The 16,461-nt window shown below is 71.8% G+C and carries 12 protein-coding genes; 10 read left to right on the top strand and 2 right to left on the bottom strand.

The genetic code is table 11. The features are described 5' to 3' along the window. Positions 1 to 84 precede the first annotated feature (84 nt). The 8 genes from ABZV00_RS30650 (at position 85) to ABZV00_RS30615 (ending at position 10,185) form a co-directional block, all read left to right on the top strand. Complete coding sequence (locus ABZV00_RS30650; RefSeq protein ID WP_328418644.1) at positions 85 to 894, top strand: metal-dependent hydrolase; 810 nt, start codon at positions 85 to 87, stop codon at positions 892 to 894. Beyond that, positions 891 to 1,802, top strand: a complete 912-nt coding sequence (locus tag ABZV00_RS30645) for an amidohydrolase family protein (protein ID WP_355612583.1) — start codon at positions 891 to 893, stop codon at positions 1,800 to 1,802. The genes ABZV00_RS30650 and ABZV00_RS30645 overlap by 4 nt, the downstream gene beginning before the upstream one ends. 360 nt (positions 1,803 to 2,162) lie before the next feature. Then, the gene (locus ABZV00_RS30640) at positions 2,163 to 3,221 is read left to right on the top strand and encodes a LacI family DNA-binding transcriptional regulator (protein WP_355612580.1); all 1,059 of its coding nucleotides are present in this window, start codon (positions 2,163 to 2,165) and stop codon (positions 3,219 to 3,221) included. Positions 3,222 to 3,306: 85 nt separating this feature from the next. After that, complete coding sequence (locus ABZV00_RS30635) at positions 3,307 to 4,611, top strand: extracellular solute-binding protein (protein WP_355612577.1); 1,305 nt, start codon at positions 3,307 to 3,309, stop codon at positions 4,609 to 4,611. A 67-nt stretch (positions 4,612 to 4,678) separates the two neighbouring features. After that, on the top strand, positions 4,679 to 5,647 hold the full coding sequence (locus tag ABZV00_RS30630) for a sugar ABC transporter permease (RefSeq protein WP_328418648.1): 969 nt from the start codon (positions 4,679 to 4,681) through the stop codon (positions 5,645 to 5,647). Position 5,648: 1 nt separating this feature from the next. Further along, a complete protein-coding gene (locus tag ABZV00_RS30625; RefSeq protein WP_355612573.1) occupies positions 5,649 to 6,542 on the top strand; it encodes a carbohydrate ABC transporter permease in 894 nt (297 codons plus the stop codon). Next, the gene (gene yicI / locus ABZV00_RS30620) at positions 6,539 to 8,779 is read left to right on the top strand and encodes an alpha-xylosidase (RefSeq protein WP_328418650.1); all 2,241 of its coding nucleotides are present in this window, start codon (positions 6,539 to 6,541) and stop codon (positions 8,777 to 8,779) included. Before ABZV00_RS30625 ends, yicI begins: the two co-directional genes overlap by 4 nt. Then, a complete protein-coding gene (locus ABZV00_RS30615) occupies positions 8,776 to 10,185 on the top strand; it encodes a GH1 family beta-glucosidase (RefSeq protein ID WP_355612568.1) in 1,410 nt (469 codons plus the stop codon). Before yicI ends, ABZV00_RS30615 begins: the two co-directional genes overlap by 4 nt. Before the next feature lie 108 nt (positions 10,186 to 10,293). Here ABZV00_RS30615 and ABZV00_RS30610 read toward each other — a convergent pair whose 3' ends face one another. Further along, positions 10,294 to 10,887 carry an NTP transferase domain-containing protein gene (locus ABZV00_RS30610; protein WP_328426735.1) on the bottom strand — a complete coding sequence of 198 codons (594 nt, stop codon included), beginning with the start codon at positions 10,885 to 10,887 and terminating at the stop codon, positions 10,294 to 10,296. A gap of 141 nt (positions 10,888 to 11,028) precedes the next feature. Continuing rightward, on the bottom strand, positions 11,029 to 12,738 hold the full coding sequence (locus tag ABZV00_RS30605; RefSeq protein ID WP_355612565.1) for a bifunctional 3'-5' exonuclease/DNA polymerase: 1,710 nt from the start codon (positions 12,736 to 12,738) through the stop codon (positions 11,029 to 11,031). 149 nt (positions 12,739 to 12,887) lie between these two features. Between ABZV00_RS30605 and ABZV00_RS30600 the strand changes: the two genes are divergently transcribed. Beyond that, entirely contained in the window at positions 12,888 to 14,678 is a 1,791-nt protein-coding gene (locus tag ABZV00_RS30600) for an ABC transporter ATP-binding protein (protein WP_355612613.1), read from the top strand. Then, a complete protein-coding gene (locus ABZV00_RS30595; RefSeq protein ID WP_355612562.1) occupies positions 14,675 to 16,441 on the top strand; it encodes an ABC transporter ATP-binding protein in 1,767 nt (588 codons plus the stop codon). The genes ABZV00_RS30600 and ABZV00_RS30595 overlap by 4 nt, the downstream gene beginning before the upstream one ends. The last annotated feature ends 20 nt before the right edge of the window (positions 16,442 to 16,461 follow it).

The raw sequence follows: 16,461 nt of genomic DNA, 5'->3' as shown, positions 1-16,461 counted from the left end.
GTCCGGGTGATGCCCCTGCGGCGCCGACGCTGACTACAGTGGCGTAGTTTTGGCGCTCAAGATCCCTGGGGAGGGTGAGCCGACATGATGGGACCGTCGCACGCGCTGTCTGGCGCGGCGGTATGGCTGGCCGGGTCCTGGGCACTGGACCAGTTCGCTGACTACCAGCAATCGCCGCTCGCGTTGGCGGTGGGCACCGCCGTGTGCGCCGGCGGCGCGCTCTTTCCCGACCTCGACCTGTCGGGCAAGGTGACCCGCAACCAGGGCGGCGCCACCGTGGCCCGCACCTTCGGGGTCTTCTCGCTCTTCGTCGCCGAGGTGATGGAGAAGATCTCGCTCGGGGTCTACTACGCGACGAAGCTCAGCAAGGATCCCCGGCGCAACAACGGGCACCGGACGCTGACGCACACCATCCCGTTCACCCTGCTGGTCGGCTGGGGCACCACCGCGCTCTGCACCGCGTACGGCAAGTGGGCGGTGATCACCATCCTGTTCTTCATGTTCGGCCTGGCTCTGCGCGGGCTGTTCGACGGTTGGGCTGAGCGGGCCGGCTGGGTGATCGTGACCCTCGCCTCGGCCGGGGCGGCCTGGTTCACCTTCGTCAACCTCCCGGGCGGGCGCGGCTATCCGCTGATCGGCGTGGCCGTGGGGGTGGGCTGCTTCGTGCACATCCTCGGCGACATGATCACCCGGGCCGGGGTGCCGATCCTCTGGCCGATCCCGATCAGACGGCGGATGTGGACGATGATCGGCCTGCCGAACAGCATCGCGCTGCGTACCGGCAGCAAGACCGAGGTGGTCGTGCTGCGCGCCGTCCTGACCGTGGTCGCGTTGCTCTCCACCGCGGGTCTGATCGCTCCTTCGGTGCTGCAACGGTTCAACATCGAGATATGACCGACCCGGCGCCGCAGCAGTCACCGCCAGCAGCGGATGAGCAGGTGCCGGAGTTCTGGCGCGCGCTCGGGCTGCCCGGGCTGGCCGACGTGCACGTGCACTTCCTGCCACCGCGGCTGCTGCGCCGGGTGTGGGAGTACTTCGACGCCGCGGGGCCGCTGGTCGGCACCGAGTGGCCCATCCGCTACCGGTGGAGCGACGCCGACCGGGTGGCGCACCTGCGCCGGCTCGGGGTACGGGCGTTCGGCGCGCTGGCGTACCCGCACCGACCGGGCATGGCGGCGGAGCTGAACCGCTGGACGCTGGAGTTCGCCCGGACCACACCGGGCTGCCTGCCCTCGGCCACGTTCTTTCCGGAGCCGGACGCTCCCGGTTATGTCGAGGCCGCGCTGATCGGCGGGGCCCGGCTGTTCAAGGTGCACGTGCAGGTCGGCGGGTTCTCGCCGACTGACCCGGACCTCGACCGGGTATGGGGGATGCTCGCCGACGCGGGTGTGCCCGTGGTGGTGCACGCCGGGCACGCCCCGGTGGGGACCACGCACACCGGACCGGAGCCGTTCGCCGCCCTGCTGGCCCGCCACCCCCGGCTGACCGCCGTGGTGGCGCACCTCGGCGCCCCCGACTACCGGGCGTTCCTGGACCTCGCCGAGGCGTACGAGCGGGTCCGGCTGGACACCACGATGGCGTTCACCCCGTTCTTCGACCGGTTCGTACCCTTCCCGGCCGACGAGCTGCCCCGGCTGCGCGACCTGGGGTTGGCGGGCAAGGTACTGCTGGGCAGCGACTTCCCGAACATCCCCTACCCGTACGCCGATCAGTTGACCGGGCTGGCCCGGCTGGACCTGGGCGACGACTGGCTGCGCGCGGTCTGCTGGGACAGCGCCGCCGCCCTGTTCGACCTCTCCTGACCCCGCGGCCGCCGCCCGGCGGGTGGGCGGGGCATCGCCGTCGGGTGCGGCCCGTCGGGTGCCGTCGCATCCAAGATCGTGCTCGATCCTGGATGTAGTGGCCTCCGGTGCGGTACGAGGCGACTACATCCAGGATCGAGCGTGACCATGGCGTTCGGCGCGCCACCAAGGGGCGGGTGAGGGACGCGGCGCGGGCCAGGTGCGGGCGGTACCGAGGAGTCTCAGAGCGGCCCGACTTCTTTTCGACATCGGCTATTGACGTCGTCGTAACGGGTGGCCTAGCGTCTGTCGAAACGCTTCGTCGAAACGCTTCGACGATCATTCGGGAGCGATCCCACGCCCGGCCGGAGGAGGTGCGCGATGGCCACCATGCACGACGTCGCCCGCCTCGCCCAGGTCTCGGTCAGCACCGTGTCGTACGTGCTCACCGGCACCCGGCCGATCTCCCAGGCCACCCGGGACAAGGTGCTCGCCGCGATGGCCGAGCTGGACTACCAGCCCAACGCGATGGCCCGCGGCCTGGCCAGCCGGCGCAGCCGGATCCTGGGCCTGCTGATGCCGATGGACGAGCGCGGCCTCGGTGCGACCGAGACCGCCTTCGTCACCGGCGCCGCCGCCGCAGCCAGCGCCGCCGGCTACCACCTGGTGCTCTCGCCGGTCGGCGGCGGCGACCTCGACGACCTGCGGCGGCTGGCCAGCCAGCGGATGCTCGACGGGGTCGTGCTGATGGAGGTGCAGCTCGCCGACGAGCGGGTCACCGTGCTCCAGGAGGCCGGCGTACCGCTGGTCCTGATCGGCCGCACCGGCGACACCACCGCGCTCTCCTACGTCGATATCGACTTCGAGCAGACCGTGCGGGAGGCCGTCGCCCACCTGGTCGGGCTGGGCCACCGGAGCATCGTCTACGTCAACCACTCGGCCGCCACCCTGGCCAGCGGCTACGGCCCCGCGCTGCGTACCCGGGACGCCTTCGTGTCGGCGATGGCCGGGCACGGCCTGGAGCCGGTGATGATCCCGGCCGAGGACAGCGCCGCGGGCGGGCGGGCGGCCCTGGCCGCCGCGTTCGCGCAGGCCCCGGAGCTGACCGCCGTGCTGGCCATGAACGAGACCGCGATCTTCGGCATCCTCGGCGAGCTGACCGGCCGAGGGCTCTCGGTGCCCGAGGACGTCTCGGTCGTCTCGATGGTCACCTCACGGCAGGTCGCCGAGCTGGCCACCCCGGCGTTGACCGCGATGACGTCTCCCGGTTCGGCCATGGGTCGGATCGCCATCGAGGCGCTGCTGCGCCACCTGGACGGGTCCGGCGACGAGCGCCACCAGCAACTGCTGCCATGCGCGCTGGAAGTCCGGGGATCGACCGCCGTGCCACGACAGCCAGCACCGGACGCACCCGGGCGGTCACCGACCGACGGGGATTGACCAGCTAAAACGGCCCGCCGCCGCGCTGCAACGCGACGACGGGCCCAGTGAAGTACCGGCTAGATACTCAATGAGGAGGATAGCAATGCAGCGATTCCGCCGAATCGTCGCCGCGCTCGCCCTGGCAGCGACCGCGACGACCACCATGGCCGCGTGCGGCGGTGGGGACAGCGGGGACGACAGCGGGGCCAAGACCCTCAAACTGTGGCACTACGAGAGCGCCAACAGTGCAATGGGGGTCGCCTGGGACCGGTCGATCGAGATCTTCAAGGCCGAGCACCCGGGCGTCGAGGTGCGCTTCGAGCGCAAGGCGTTCGAGCAGATCCAGCAGAACGCCGGCATGATCATCAACTCGTCCGAGGGTCCGGACGTGATGGAGTACAACAAGGGCAACGCGACCGCCGGCCTGCTCTCCTCCCAGAGCCTGCTCACCGACCTGACCGCCGAGGCCGACAAGCGCGGCTGGGCCGGCAAGCTCAGCCCCAGCCTGCAGACCACCGCCCGCTACAGCGACAAGGGCGTGATGGGCTCGGGCAACTGGTTCGGCGTGCCGAACTACGGCGAGTACGTGACGGTCTACTACAACAAGGACCTCTTCCAGCAGCACGGCATCAAGGTCCCGACCACCATGGCCGAGATGACCTCCGCGATGGACACCTTCGTCGGCAAGGGCGTCACCCCGCTGGGCATGGCGGGCGCCGAGTACCCGGCCGGTCAGCTCTTCTACCAGTTGGCGCTGGCCAAGGCGGACCGGCAGTTCGTCGACAACTACCAGCTCTACAAGAATCCGGTCGACTTCAAGGCCGACCCGCTGAAGTCCGGCGCGGAGACCTTCGCCGACTGGGTGAAGAAGGGCTACGTCGCCAAGGACTCGGCGAGCCTGAAGGCCGAGGACATGGGCACCGCGTTCATCGGCGGCAAGACCCCGATGATCGTCTCCGGCAGCTGGTGGTACGGCCGTTTCAAGGCCGAGATGAAGGCCAACTGGGACACCTTCCTCTTCCCCGGCAACACCCTGCAGGCCGGCTCGTCCGGCAACCTCTGGGTGGTCCCGGCGACCAGCAAGGCCAAGGGCCTGGCATACGACTTCATCGACATCACCCTGCGTCCGGAGATCCAGGACCTGATCGGCAACAACGGTGGCGTGCCCGTCGCCGCTGACCCGGCGAAGATCAGCGACCCCAAGGACCGCAAGCTGATCGAGGACTTCAACACGGTCAGCAAGCAGGACGGCCTCGCCTTCTACCCGGACTGGCCGGTTCCCGGCTACTACGACGTGCTGGTCTCCGGCTTCCAGGGCCTGATCAACGGCTCCAAGTCGCCCGACCAAGTCCTCGACTCGATCGCCAAGCCGTACGCCGACGGCGTCAAGGAGATCACCGGCAAGTGACACGGCGAGCGGCGGGCGTGACCGGCACGACCGGCGCGCCCGCCCGCCCCGCCGGGAAGGATCTTCCATGGCAGTCTCCGAGACCGTCGCCGCCGCACACCCGGCGACGACACCGACTCAGCCCGCGCCAGGCCGGAAACGTCGCGGCCGCAACGCCTCGTACTGGCTCTACCTGCTCCCCGGAGCGGTGCTCTTCATCCTGGTCATCGGCGCACCGCTGGTCGGCACCGGCTACCTGTCGCTGACCAAGTGGTCCGGGGTCGGCGACCCCACCTGGGTCGGCCTGGACAACTACCAGCAGTTGCTGCACGACGAGGTGTTCTGGGCGTCGTTCCGGAACACCGTCGCGATGCTCATCGCGATGGTGGTGGTGCCCACCCTGCTCGGGCTGGTGCTCGCCTCGGTGCTCTTCGACATCATCGGCCGCCGGTTCCGGCCGCGTACCGCCGCCGCGCTGCGGGCCGCGTTCTACCTCCCGCAGGTGCTGCCCGTCGTGGTGGCCGGCATCGTCTGGGGCTGGATCCTGCGCCCCGACGGCGCGTTCAACAGTCTGCTCGACGCGGTCGGTCTCGGCGCGCTACGCCATGACTGGCTCGGCGACCCGGACACCGCGCTGCCCGCCGTGATGGCGGTGATGATCTGGGTGCAGATCGGCTACCCGGTGGTCGTCTTCATGGCGGCGCTGCAACGGGTCGACCCCGAGCTGTACGAGGCGGCCGAGGTCGACGGCGCGAACTGGGTCCACCGGTTCCGGGCGATCACCCTTCCGCAGATCCGGCCGGAGACCTTCGTGGTGGCCCTGACCTGCACCATCGCGGCGTTGAAGGTGTTCGGGCCGATCTTCGCCCTGACCCGGGGTGGCCCGGAGAACGCCACCAACGTGCCCTCGTACTTCGCGTACTACACGTTCTTCAAGAAGCTCCAGGTCGGCTACGGCTCCGCGATCTCCACAGTGCTCACCCTGATCATCGTGGTGGTGGCCGTGCTGTTCATCTGGATGCAGTACCGCAGCGAGCGCCGGGACCGGGGGATCTGACATGGCCGTCAAGCTCACTCCGGCGGACCGCGCGCCCGCCCCGCCCCGGACCCGTCCGGTCCGCGACCGGCACCACCGCGGCGTCAGCCGCTGGGTGGTGCTCGCCCTGGTCACGCTGGGCGCGCTGGTGATGCTGGTGCCGTTCGCGTTCATGCTGCTCAACGCGTTCAAATCGCCCAGCGACTACTCCAACGGCGGCCCGCTGAGCTGGCCGACGGAGTTCTACACCACGGGTCTGCGGACGTACTGGACCACAGTGAACTTCCCGCTGAAGCTCTGGAACTCCACGCTCATCGCCGGCTCCGTGGCGGTGCTCGGCGTGGCAGTCTCACTGCTCAACGCGTACGCCCTGGGCATCGGCCGGGTCCGCGGACGCCTCTGGATCGTCGGGCTCTTCCTGCTGGCGAACATGCTGCCGCAGGAAGCGTTGATCTACCCGCTCTACTACGTCGCGAAGCAGGTCGGCCTCTACAACACGCAACTCTCGGTGATCATCATCTTCACCGTCATCCAGAGCGCGTTCGGCACCTACCTGCTCGCCTCGGTGATGAGCACGTTCCCGCGCTCACTGCTGGAGGCCGCCTCGTTGGACGGCGCCGGCAAGTGGACGATCCTGTGGCGGGTGGTCTTCCCCAACCTGCGGCCCACCCTCGCGGTGCTGCTCATCTTCTTCTTCATCTGGACCTGGAACGAGTTCCTGATCCCGCTGGTCATGCTGATCGACAACCAGACGCAGACCATCCCGGTCGCGCTCGCGTCGTTGCAGGGCGACCGCCTGATGGACGCCCCGACCACCAACGCCGGCGCGCTGATCAGCCTGGTGCCGGCCATCATCTTCTTCCTCATCTTCCAGCGCACTCTGGCGCGCGGCATCACGGCAGGAGCCGAGAAGTGAAGTTCACCGACGGGTACTGGCAACTGCGCCCGGGGGTCAGCGTGCTGCGCCCCGGCACAGTGGAATCGGTCGAGCCGGACGAGCGCGGCTTCACCGTCTTCGCGCCGGCCGGTCAGATCACCGGACGCGGCGACACCCTCAACCGGCCGGTGGTCACCGTCCGGTTCTTCTCCCCCGCCCCCGGCGTCGTCGGCGTGACCATCGGCCACCACAGCGGCGGGCTGCCCCAGGAGCCGCACTTCGGGCTGGCCACCGACGACGAGCACCCGATCCACGTCGACGTCACCGGGATCAGCGCGTCGCTGACCACCGGCGAGTTGACCGCCCGGGTCGCGCTCATCGACGGGTGGCGGGTCGACTTCCTGCACGGCGACCGGCTGGTCACCGCGTCCACCGGGCGCAGCGTCGGCATCGTCACCGACGGCGAGGGCCGCCGGCACGTACACGAGCGGCTCGCCCTCGGTGTCGGCGAGACGGTGTACGGGCTGGGCGAGCGGTTCGGCCCGTTCGTGAAGAACGGCCAGACCGTCGACATCTGGAACGCCGACGGCGGCACCGCCAGCGAGCAGGCGTACAAGAACGTGCCGTTCTACCTGAGCAGTGCCGGCTACGGGGTGTTCGTGGACCACCCGGAGCACGTCTCATTCGAGGTCGGCTCAGAGGTCGTCACGCAGACCCAGTTCAGCGTCGAGGGCCAGTCGCTCACCTACTACGTCATCGACGGGCCCACCCCGAAGGACGTGCTGCGCCGCTACACCGCGCTGACCGGCCGACCCGCCCGGGTTCCCGCCTGGTCGTACGGGCTGTGGCTGTCCACGTCGTTCACCACCTCGTACGACGAGAAGACGGTGACCGAGTTCGTCGACGGGATGGCCGAGCGCAACCTGCCGCTGTCGGTGTTCCACTTCGACTGCTTCTGGATGCGCCAGTTCCACTGGGTCGACTTCGTCTGGGACCCGGCGACCTTCCCCGACCCGGAGGGGATGCTGCGCCGGCTGCACGAGCGCGACCTGAAGGTGTGCGTCTGGATCAACCCCTACATCGCGCAGCGCTCGTACCTGTTCGAGGAGGGCCGCGAGGCCGGCTACCTGGTCCGCAACGCCGACGGGTCGGTCTGGCAGTGGGACAAGTGGCAGGCCGGCATGGCGTTGGTCGACTTCACCAACCCGGACGCGGTCCGCTGGTTCACCGGCAAGCTCAAGGCGCTGCTGGACATGGGCGTCGACTGCTTCAAGACCGACTTCGGTGAACGCATTCCGACCGACGTGGTGTGGCACGACGGGTCCGACCCGCAGCGGATGCACAACTACTACTCCTACCTCTACAACAAGGCGGTCTTCGAACTGCTGGAGGCCGAGCGCGGAAAGGGCGAGGCGGTGCTGTTCGCCCGCTCGGCCACCACCGGAGGCCAGCAGTTCCCGGTGCACTGGGGTGGCGACTGCGAGTCGACGTTCGTGGCGATGGCCGAGTCGCTGCGCGGCGGGCTGTCCCTGGCCGCGTCCGGCTTCGGCTACTGGAGCCACGACATCGGCGGCTTCGAGGGCACCCCCGACCCGACGGTGTTCAAGCGGTGGATCGCCTTCGGGCTGCTCTCCTCGCACTCCCGCCTGCACGGCTCCGGCTCGTACCGGGTCCCGTGGGCGTACGACGAGGAGGCGGTAGACGTGCTGCGGCACTTCACCCGGCTCAAGCTCAGCCTGATGCCGTACCTCGCGGGCGCGGCGCAGGAGGCGCAACGCGACGGGGTGCCGATGATGCGGCCGATGATCCTGGAGTTCCCGGACGACCCGGCCGCGGCGCACCTGGACCGGCAGTACATGCTCGGCTCCGACGTGCTGGTCGCGCCGGTGCTCAGCGCCGACGGGGAGGTCACCTTCTACGTGCCCGCCGGCACCTGGACCCACCTGGTCACCGGCGCGCAGCTCACCGGCCCGGCCTGGGTCACCGAGAAGCACGAGTTCGACAGCGTCCCGGTGCTCGCCCGGCCGGGCGCGATCATCCCGTTCGGGGCGCGCTCCGACCGGCCGGACTACGAATGGGCGGACGGCGTGCAACTGCGGCTCTACACACCGGCGGAGGGGCAACGCCAACGGGTACGGATCCCGTCGCCCGGGGACGGGCCCGGAACGGAGTTCGAGGTGAGCTTCCGCGACGGCGTCGCCACCGCCGAACTGGTGGCGGGCGCCTCGTCGGCGTACCACTGCGTGGTGGCCGGGACCGAGGTGGCGGCGCGATGACGTCCCGTACCTTCCCGGAGAGCTTCGTCTGGGGCTCGGCCACGGCGGCGTACCAGATCGAGGGCGCCGCCACCGAGGACGGCCGCGGGCCGTCCATCTGGGACACCTACAGCCACACCCCCGGTCGGACGTACAACGGCGACACCGGTGACGTGGCCGCCGACCACTACCACCGCTGGCCGCAGGACCTGGACCACATCGCCGGGCTGGGCCTGGGCGCGTACCGGTTCTCCATCTCCTGGCCGCGGGTGCAGCCGGGTGGCGCCGGCCGGTTCAACCAGGCCGGCCTGGACTTCTACTCGCGGCTCGTGGACGGCCTGCTGGAGCGCGGGGTCCACCCGGTGGCCACCATGTACCACTGGGACCTGCCGCAGGAGCTGGAGGACGCCGGCGGGTGGCCGGCGCGGGAGACCGCGCTGCGCTTCGAGGAGTACGCGCGCGGGATCGTCGCCGCGCTCGGCGACCGGGTGCACACCTGGACAACGCTGAACGAGCCGTGGTGCTCGGCGTACCTGGGCTACGCCTCCGGCGTGCACGCCCCGGGGCGTACCGAACCGGCCGCCGCGCTGGCGGCGGTGCACCACCTCAACCTGGCGCACGGCCTGGCCGGGCGGGTGGTGCGGGAGTTGGCGCCGACGGCCGAACTCTCGGTGACGCTGAACCTGCACGTGATCCGCCCGGAGTCGGACTCGGCAGCGGACGCCGACGCGGTGCGGCGCATCGACGCGCTGGCCAACCGGTCGTTCCTCGGGCCGATGCTCGACGGGGCGTACCCGGCCGACCTGCTGGCCGACACGGCGAGCGTCACCGACTGGTCGTTCGTCCGCGACGGCGACGAGAAGGTGGCCGCCGTGCCGCTGGACGTGCTCGGCGTCAACTACTACTCCAGCACCCTGGTCCGCGCCTGGGACGGGCACTCGGCCCGGTCGGACGCCGACGGTCACGGCGCCTCGGCGCACTCACCGTGGGTGGGCGCCGACGACGTCGACTTCCTGCCCCAGCCCGGCCCGCACACGGCGATGGGCTGGAACATCGACCCGGCCGCGCTGACCGGCCTGCTGCTGCGGCTACGCCAGGAGTACCCGGGCCAGCCCCTGATGATCACCGAAAACGGCGCGGCGTTCGACGACGTCGTGTCGACCGACGGCACGGTCCACGACGAGCGGCGTGTCGACTACCTTCGCCGGCACATCGCCGCCATCGCGGATGCCCGCGAACAGGGCGCGGACGTCCGGGGCTACTTCGTCTGGTCGCTGCTGGACAACTTCGAGTGGGGCTACGGCTACGACCGGCGGTTCGGGATCATCCGGGTTGACTACGACACCCAGGAGCGCACCTGGAAGGACAGTGCGCACTGGTACCGGCGCCTGGTCGAGACCGGGACGCCGGACCAGCCGACGGACTGACGGCAGCCGCCGGGTCATCCCCGCGCCGGCCGACCCGACGGGCAACTGCCCGCCCGGCCGGCCGGCCGGCCGGGTCATGGCGCGGCCACGGCCCGGTTCGACCGGCGCTCAGACGCCGACGCGCTGCGGCGGAACGGTGAGCCCGTAGAGCGCCATCAGCTCCGGGGTGTCGACCCGGCTGCCGTCGGCCACCGAGTCGCACGCGATGTCGACGATCTGGTCCTTGTGCGCCAACAGGTAGGGCCGGGCACCCACGTCGGCGCTGGCCAGGGTGGCGATGCCGGACCAGTGCCGACGGCCGAAGAGCATCGGGTAGCCGCGCAGCCCGTCGTAGGTGGCGCAGACCAGCACATCCGGGTACGGCAGCGCGGCCACCCGCCGGACCGCGACCGCGGTCAGGCCCGGCATGTCGACCGGGACCACCACCACCGCCTCGATCCCCTCGTCATCCATGGCGGCCAGGCCGGCCCGGATCGACGAGCCGACCCCGGTGCCCCACGCTTTGTTGATCACTACCGTTGCCTTGCCCAGGTCGGCGGTCTCCCGGACCTGTTCGGCGGCGGCACCCAGCACGACCACGATCTGCTCGCAGCCCGCCTCGGTCATCGTGTCGATCATCTGGTTGACCAGGGGTTTCTCCCCCTGGTGCAGCAGCGCCTCGGGACCACCGATGCGGCGCCCCCCGCCCGCGGCGATGATCATTCCTGCGATCCGGTTCAGCTGCGCCCCCTCCACCGTGGAACGGACCGGGCACGGCGGTACCCGGTCCATCCCGTCCTACGGACACCGGATGCAACGAGTGCGGCCAGCCCCGGGTAGCGGGGCAAATAGGAAAATTGTGCGCTATGCCGCGTCGGCGTAGCAGTCGACGATGGACAGATCCAGCGGAAACCGCACCGGGGTGTCGCCGAACAGCAGCCCCGCAGCCCGCTCACCGCTACGGCCCACCGCCGCCGCCACCGCCTCGGCCTGCGCCGCCGGACAGTGCACGATCACCTCGTCGTGCTGAAAGAAGACCAGCTCGGCGTCGGTGCCGGCCAACTCGGTGCGCAGCGTCGCCAGCAACGTGGAGGCCCACTCCGCGGCGGTGGCCTGGATGACGAAGTTACGGGTGAAACGCCCCCGCGACCGCGCGGCGCGAGCCCGAGGACTCTGCCGGTCGGCTGCGCCATCCGGGTCGGTCGGCACGTCATCGGGGTCGCCGAACCCCGCCGAGCCGGGCGGGCAGGTGCGCCCCAGCCAGGAGCGCACCAACCCGCCCGCCTCACCGGTGCGCGCCGCCGCCTCGACGTAACCGAACGCCGTCGGGTAGCTGCGCTTCAACACCGCCAGCGCGGGCACCGCGGAACCGCCGGTCTGCCCGTACATCGCCCCGAGCAGGGCCACCTTGGCCTTGGCACGGTCTCCGGCGAAGGCGTCCCGGGCCAGTGCGGCGTACAGGTCGCCGGCCCCGCCCGCCGCCGCCAGCCGGGCGTCGCCCGAGACCGCGGCCAGCACCCGGGGCTCCAACTGACCGGCGTCGGCGACCACCAGCCGCCAGCCCGGGTCGGCCACCACCGCCCGGCGGATCACCTTGGGGATCTGCAAAGCGCCACCGCCCCGGGTGGCCCAGCGGCCGGAGACCACCCCGCCCGGGACATACTCCGACTGGAACCGCCCGTCACGGACCCACTGCTCGCGCCACGACCAGCCGTGCGCCGTCCAGATCCGATAGAGCTCCTTGTACTCCAGAACCAGCGGCACCGCCGGATGGTCCACCCCACGCAGCACCCAGGCCCGCGTGTTGGGCAGCTCCACCCCGACCCGGGCGAACGCCTTCAGCAGCTCCGCCGGGGAGTCGGCGTGCAGCCGACGGACGCCGAACGCGTCGGCGATCCGGGCGGCCAGCTCGGCAAGCCGGCGCGGCGGGCCGCCGACCGGAGACGGCTCACCCAGCAGCTCACCGAGGATGGCGTCGTGCACCTCGGCCCGCCAGGGCAGCCCCGCGACGCCCATCTCCACCGCGATGAGCGCGCCGGCCGACTCGGCAGCCACCAGCAACCGGAACCGGCCCGGGTGCTCGGTGTCGGCGATCCGGGCGAGCTGGTCGGCGTACACCTGAATCAGGGCGTCGATGCCCGGGCCGGCCGGGCCGGGCAGCGCGTCGAAGAGCGCGCCCTGACCGTGCCCGGGCGGAGCGGCCGGGCGCGGCGGCGGATCGGGCGGCACCGGCGCGCCGCTGAGCCGGGCCCAGGCGGCGGCGAACGATCGTGGCTCGCCCCAGCGGCCGGCGTGGCCGAGCAGCAGCGCCTCGGTCAGCTCCACATCGTGGCAGCGCTCGACGCGCACCCCGGCCCGCAGCAGCGCCGGGTAGACCGCACCGGCGGTCGGCCACACCCAGCGCGGATGCCCGGCGGCCTCCCACCTGGCCACCGCGGCGGTCAGGTCGGTGACGATCTCGGTCGGGCCGGACGGCCGGCCGGCGGCATCCAGCGGGCGCAACTCTCCCCCGCCCCGCTCGTCGGACACCACCGCCACCAGCACGGATGCGATTCTGCCTCGCCCCTGTGACATCGGCCGAGCCCATCCGTCGAAACCGGGCCGGCGCGCGCGGTCGGGCGCGCGAAAACCGGACAGTGGATCGTGGGAAGGCTCGGTAGCGTGGACGGGTGCCCCCGCAGATCCCGCATTCCGACCCTGGCATTCCGGACACCGGGGGGCCAATGCGCTATCTCTGGTGGCTGGTCCGCCGCCAGCCCTGGCGGGTGCTGCGCGGCAGCCTGCTCGGAACGGCCTGGATGGTCGGGTTGTCCCTCCGGCCCTACCTGATCGCCCGCGCCGTCGACGACGGGCTGCGCGCACGCGACACCCGTGCCCTGGCACTCTGGGTCGCGGCGATCGTCGTGGCGGGCGTCGGGCTGTCGTACCTGGGCATCATGCGGCACCGCACGATGACCTTCATCCGGGAGGACGCCAAGGCCCGCTCGGCGGCCGTCGTGCTGCGTCAGGTGTCCCGCATCGGCGCGGTACTGCCGCGCCGGGCCGCCGCAGGCGAGGTGGCCACCATCGGCGGCTCCGACATCGACTGGTCGGCGCAGGTGCTGACGCTGACCGGGCCGGGGGTCGGCGCGGTCGTCGCGTACGCGGTCATCGCCGTGCTGCTCTGGTCGATCTCCCCGGTCCTCGCGCTCTGCGTGCTGCTGGGAGTGCCGGCGGTCGCGCTGGTCGTCGGGCCGCTGCTACGCCGCCTCGAACGGGCGGAATCGGTCTACCGGACGCAACAGGGCGCGCTCACCGCCCGATCCGGCGACATCGTGGCCGGGCTGCGAGTGCTCGCCGGGGTGGGCGGCCGGGACCTCTTCGCCCGCCGGTACGCGGCCAGATCCCGGGACCTGCTCGCCGAGGGTTACCGCGTCGGCGCGGTCAACAGCTGGATCGACGCGGCGACGGTGGCCATCCCCGGGCTGTTCCTGGCGGCGGTGGTGTGGCTCACTGCTCGGATGGCGGTGACCGGTGACGTCACGGTCGGCGAGTTGGTCGCCGTCTACGGTTACGTGGCGACCCTGATCGTGCCGGTCTGGTTCCTGCTGGAGGGCAGCCACCAGCTGATTCGCGGCCGGGTCGCCGCCCGGCGGATCGTGGCCCTGCTCAAGCTCACCCCGGACGACGTCGGCGGCCCAGGTCGGCGGGGCCGGGGCACCGTGCCCGACCCACGAAGGCCGGATGTCAGGGCCGCGCCCGACCGCCCCGCCGACCTGCACGACCCGATGACCGGGCTGACCGTCCGTACCGGCCGGCTGACCGGCGTGGCCGCCGACGATCCGGCGGCGGCGCTGGCACTGGCCGATCGACTCGGCCGGTACGTGGCCAGCGAGTCCACCTGGGGCGGTGTGCCGCTGACCGGAATCGCCCTGGACGAGGTCCGGGCCCGGATCCTGGTCGCCGACCACGACTCGTACCTCTTCGCCGGGACGCTGCGCGACATCCTGCTGTCCCCGCCGGACGGCCACCACGACGATGCCCGGTCGGGAGCCGACCACGATGCCCGGCCGGAGGCCGACGACGACGGGATCCGCGCGGCTCTGCGGGCCGCGTCGGCCGAGGACGTCGTCGATGCCCTGCCGGCCGGCCTGGACACGGTGATCGACGCCCGAGGCCGCACCCTCTCCGGCGGTCAGCGCCAGCGGGTACGCCTGGCCCGGGCGCTGCTGGCCGAGCCGGAGGTGCTGATCCTCGTCGACCCGACATCGGCGGTGGACGCGCACACCGAGGCGCGGATCGCCGACCGGCTGCGTACCGCGCGGGCCGGGCGGACCACCATCGTGCTCGCCACGTCGCCGCTGCTGCTGAGCCGGGCCGACCTGGTCGCCCACCTGCGGGCGGGCCGGATCGTCGCCACCGGCACCCACACCGACCTGCTCGACCAGGACCCCGGGTACCGGCACCTGGTGGCCCGGGGCACCGCCGATCCCGACATCGACCGGTCCGCCGACGCCGCGGGGGTCCACCCGTGAGCCGGCTGCCGGTGGCCGAGCGCGGCACCGTCCGCCGGGCGCTGCGTGACCTGATCGGCCGGCACCGGCGCGCGGTCGGCGTCGTGCTGGCGCTGCACAGCGCCGCCGCGGTAGCCGGACTCGCCCCGCCCTGGCTGCTGGGCACCATCGTCGACCGGGTCACCGCGGGCGCGGGTGTGGCCACGGTGGACCGACTGGCGCTGGCGATCGGTGGTTGTGTCCTGGTGAGCGCGTTGCTCTCCCGGTACGCCCAGTACGCCGGCCACCGGTTCGGGGAGCGGGCCGTCGCCGAACTGCGCGAGGAGTTCGTCGACCGGACACTCGGGCTGCCCGTCTCGGTCGTCGAGCGGGCCGGCTCCGGGGACCTGGCCACCCGCAGTTCGGTCGACGTGTCGACGGTCGGGACCACCGTCCGGGACGTGGTGCCCACCATGGTCATCGCGTCGGTGCAGCTGTCGTTGCTGTTCGGGGCGGTCTTCCTGCTCCACCCGCTGCTCGGGCTGGCGGCGCTGGCCGGGCTGCCGTCGATCTGGGCGGTGACCCGCTGGTACCTGCGGCGGGCCACCTCCGCGTACCTCGCCGAGGGGGCGGCGGCCGCCGAACTGACCGAGACGCTGACCACCACCGCCGAGGGTGCCCGGACCGTGGAGGCGCTGCGGCTGGCCGACGACCGGATCGGGCACGGCACCACTCGCATCACGCGGGTGTGGTGGGCCCGGCGGGCGACTCTCGCGCTGCGCACTGTGTTCTTCTCGGTGGTGGAGGCCAGCTATCCGCTGCCGATCGCCATGGTCCTGCTCGTCGGCGGGTACCTGCTCTCCCGGGAGATGGTCTCGCTCGGCGCGGTGATCGCCGCCGCGCTCTACCTGCAGCAGGCGATCGATCCGCTGGACCGGCTGCTGCAGTGGACGGAGCAGGCGCAGCGCGGCTTCGCGTCGTTCGCCCGGGTGCTCGGCGTGGGCCTGGTCCCGCCGGAGCCGCCCGGCACGACGGCCACGTCGCGGGGTGAGCGGCTCGTCGTGCGCCAGGCGCGGTTCGCCTACGCCGGCGGGCACGACGTGCTGCACGGCATCGACCTGGAGGTACGGCCCGGCGAGCGGCTGGCCGTCGTCGGCCCGTCCGGGGCGGGCAAGTCCACCCTGGCCCGGCTGCTGGCGGGGATCGACGCGCCGCGCCGCGGCGTCGTCAGCATCGGTGGTTGCCCAGTGACCGACCTCGACCCCGCCGAGCGTCGTCGCCGGATCGCCCTGGTCACCCAGGAGCACCACGTCTTCATCGGCTCGGTGCGCGACAACCTAGCCTTCGCCGCGCCGGACGCCTCGGACGAGCAGATGCGCGCCGCGCTGGCCACCGTGGGCGCCGACTGGTACACCGAGCTGCCCGACGGCCTGGACAGCCCGCTCGGCGACGGTGCCCGGCAACTCGGCGCGGCCGAGGCCCAGCAACTGGCGCTGGCCCGGCTGGTGCTCGCCGACCCGCACACGCTGATCCTGGACGAGGCGACCGCCGCGCTCGATCCGACCACCGCCCGGCGTACCGAGCGGGCGTTGGCCGCCGTGCTCGTCGGGCGGACCGTCATCGCGATCGCGCACCGGCTCAACACCGCGCACGACGCCGACCGGGTCGCCGTCCTGGCGGACGGCCGGATCACCGAGATCGGCAGCCACGACGATCTCGTCGCGGCCGGCGGGGCGTACGCCGCCCTCTGGCACTCGTGGCACGCCGACGAGCGTCCGCAGTCCCGGAAGGAGTGGCCATCCTGACCACTCCTTTCCGGAACCCG

Origin of the sequence: Micromonospora sp. NPDC005173 (genome assembly GCF_040608515.1) — a bacterium.
Classification (GTDB): domain Bacteria; phylum Actinomycetota; class Actinomycetes; order Mycobacteriales; family Micromonosporaceae; genus Micromonospora.
The sequence above is the reverse complement of the archived record's forward strand: the minus strand, read 5'-3'. Positions and strand labels throughout refer to the sequence as shown.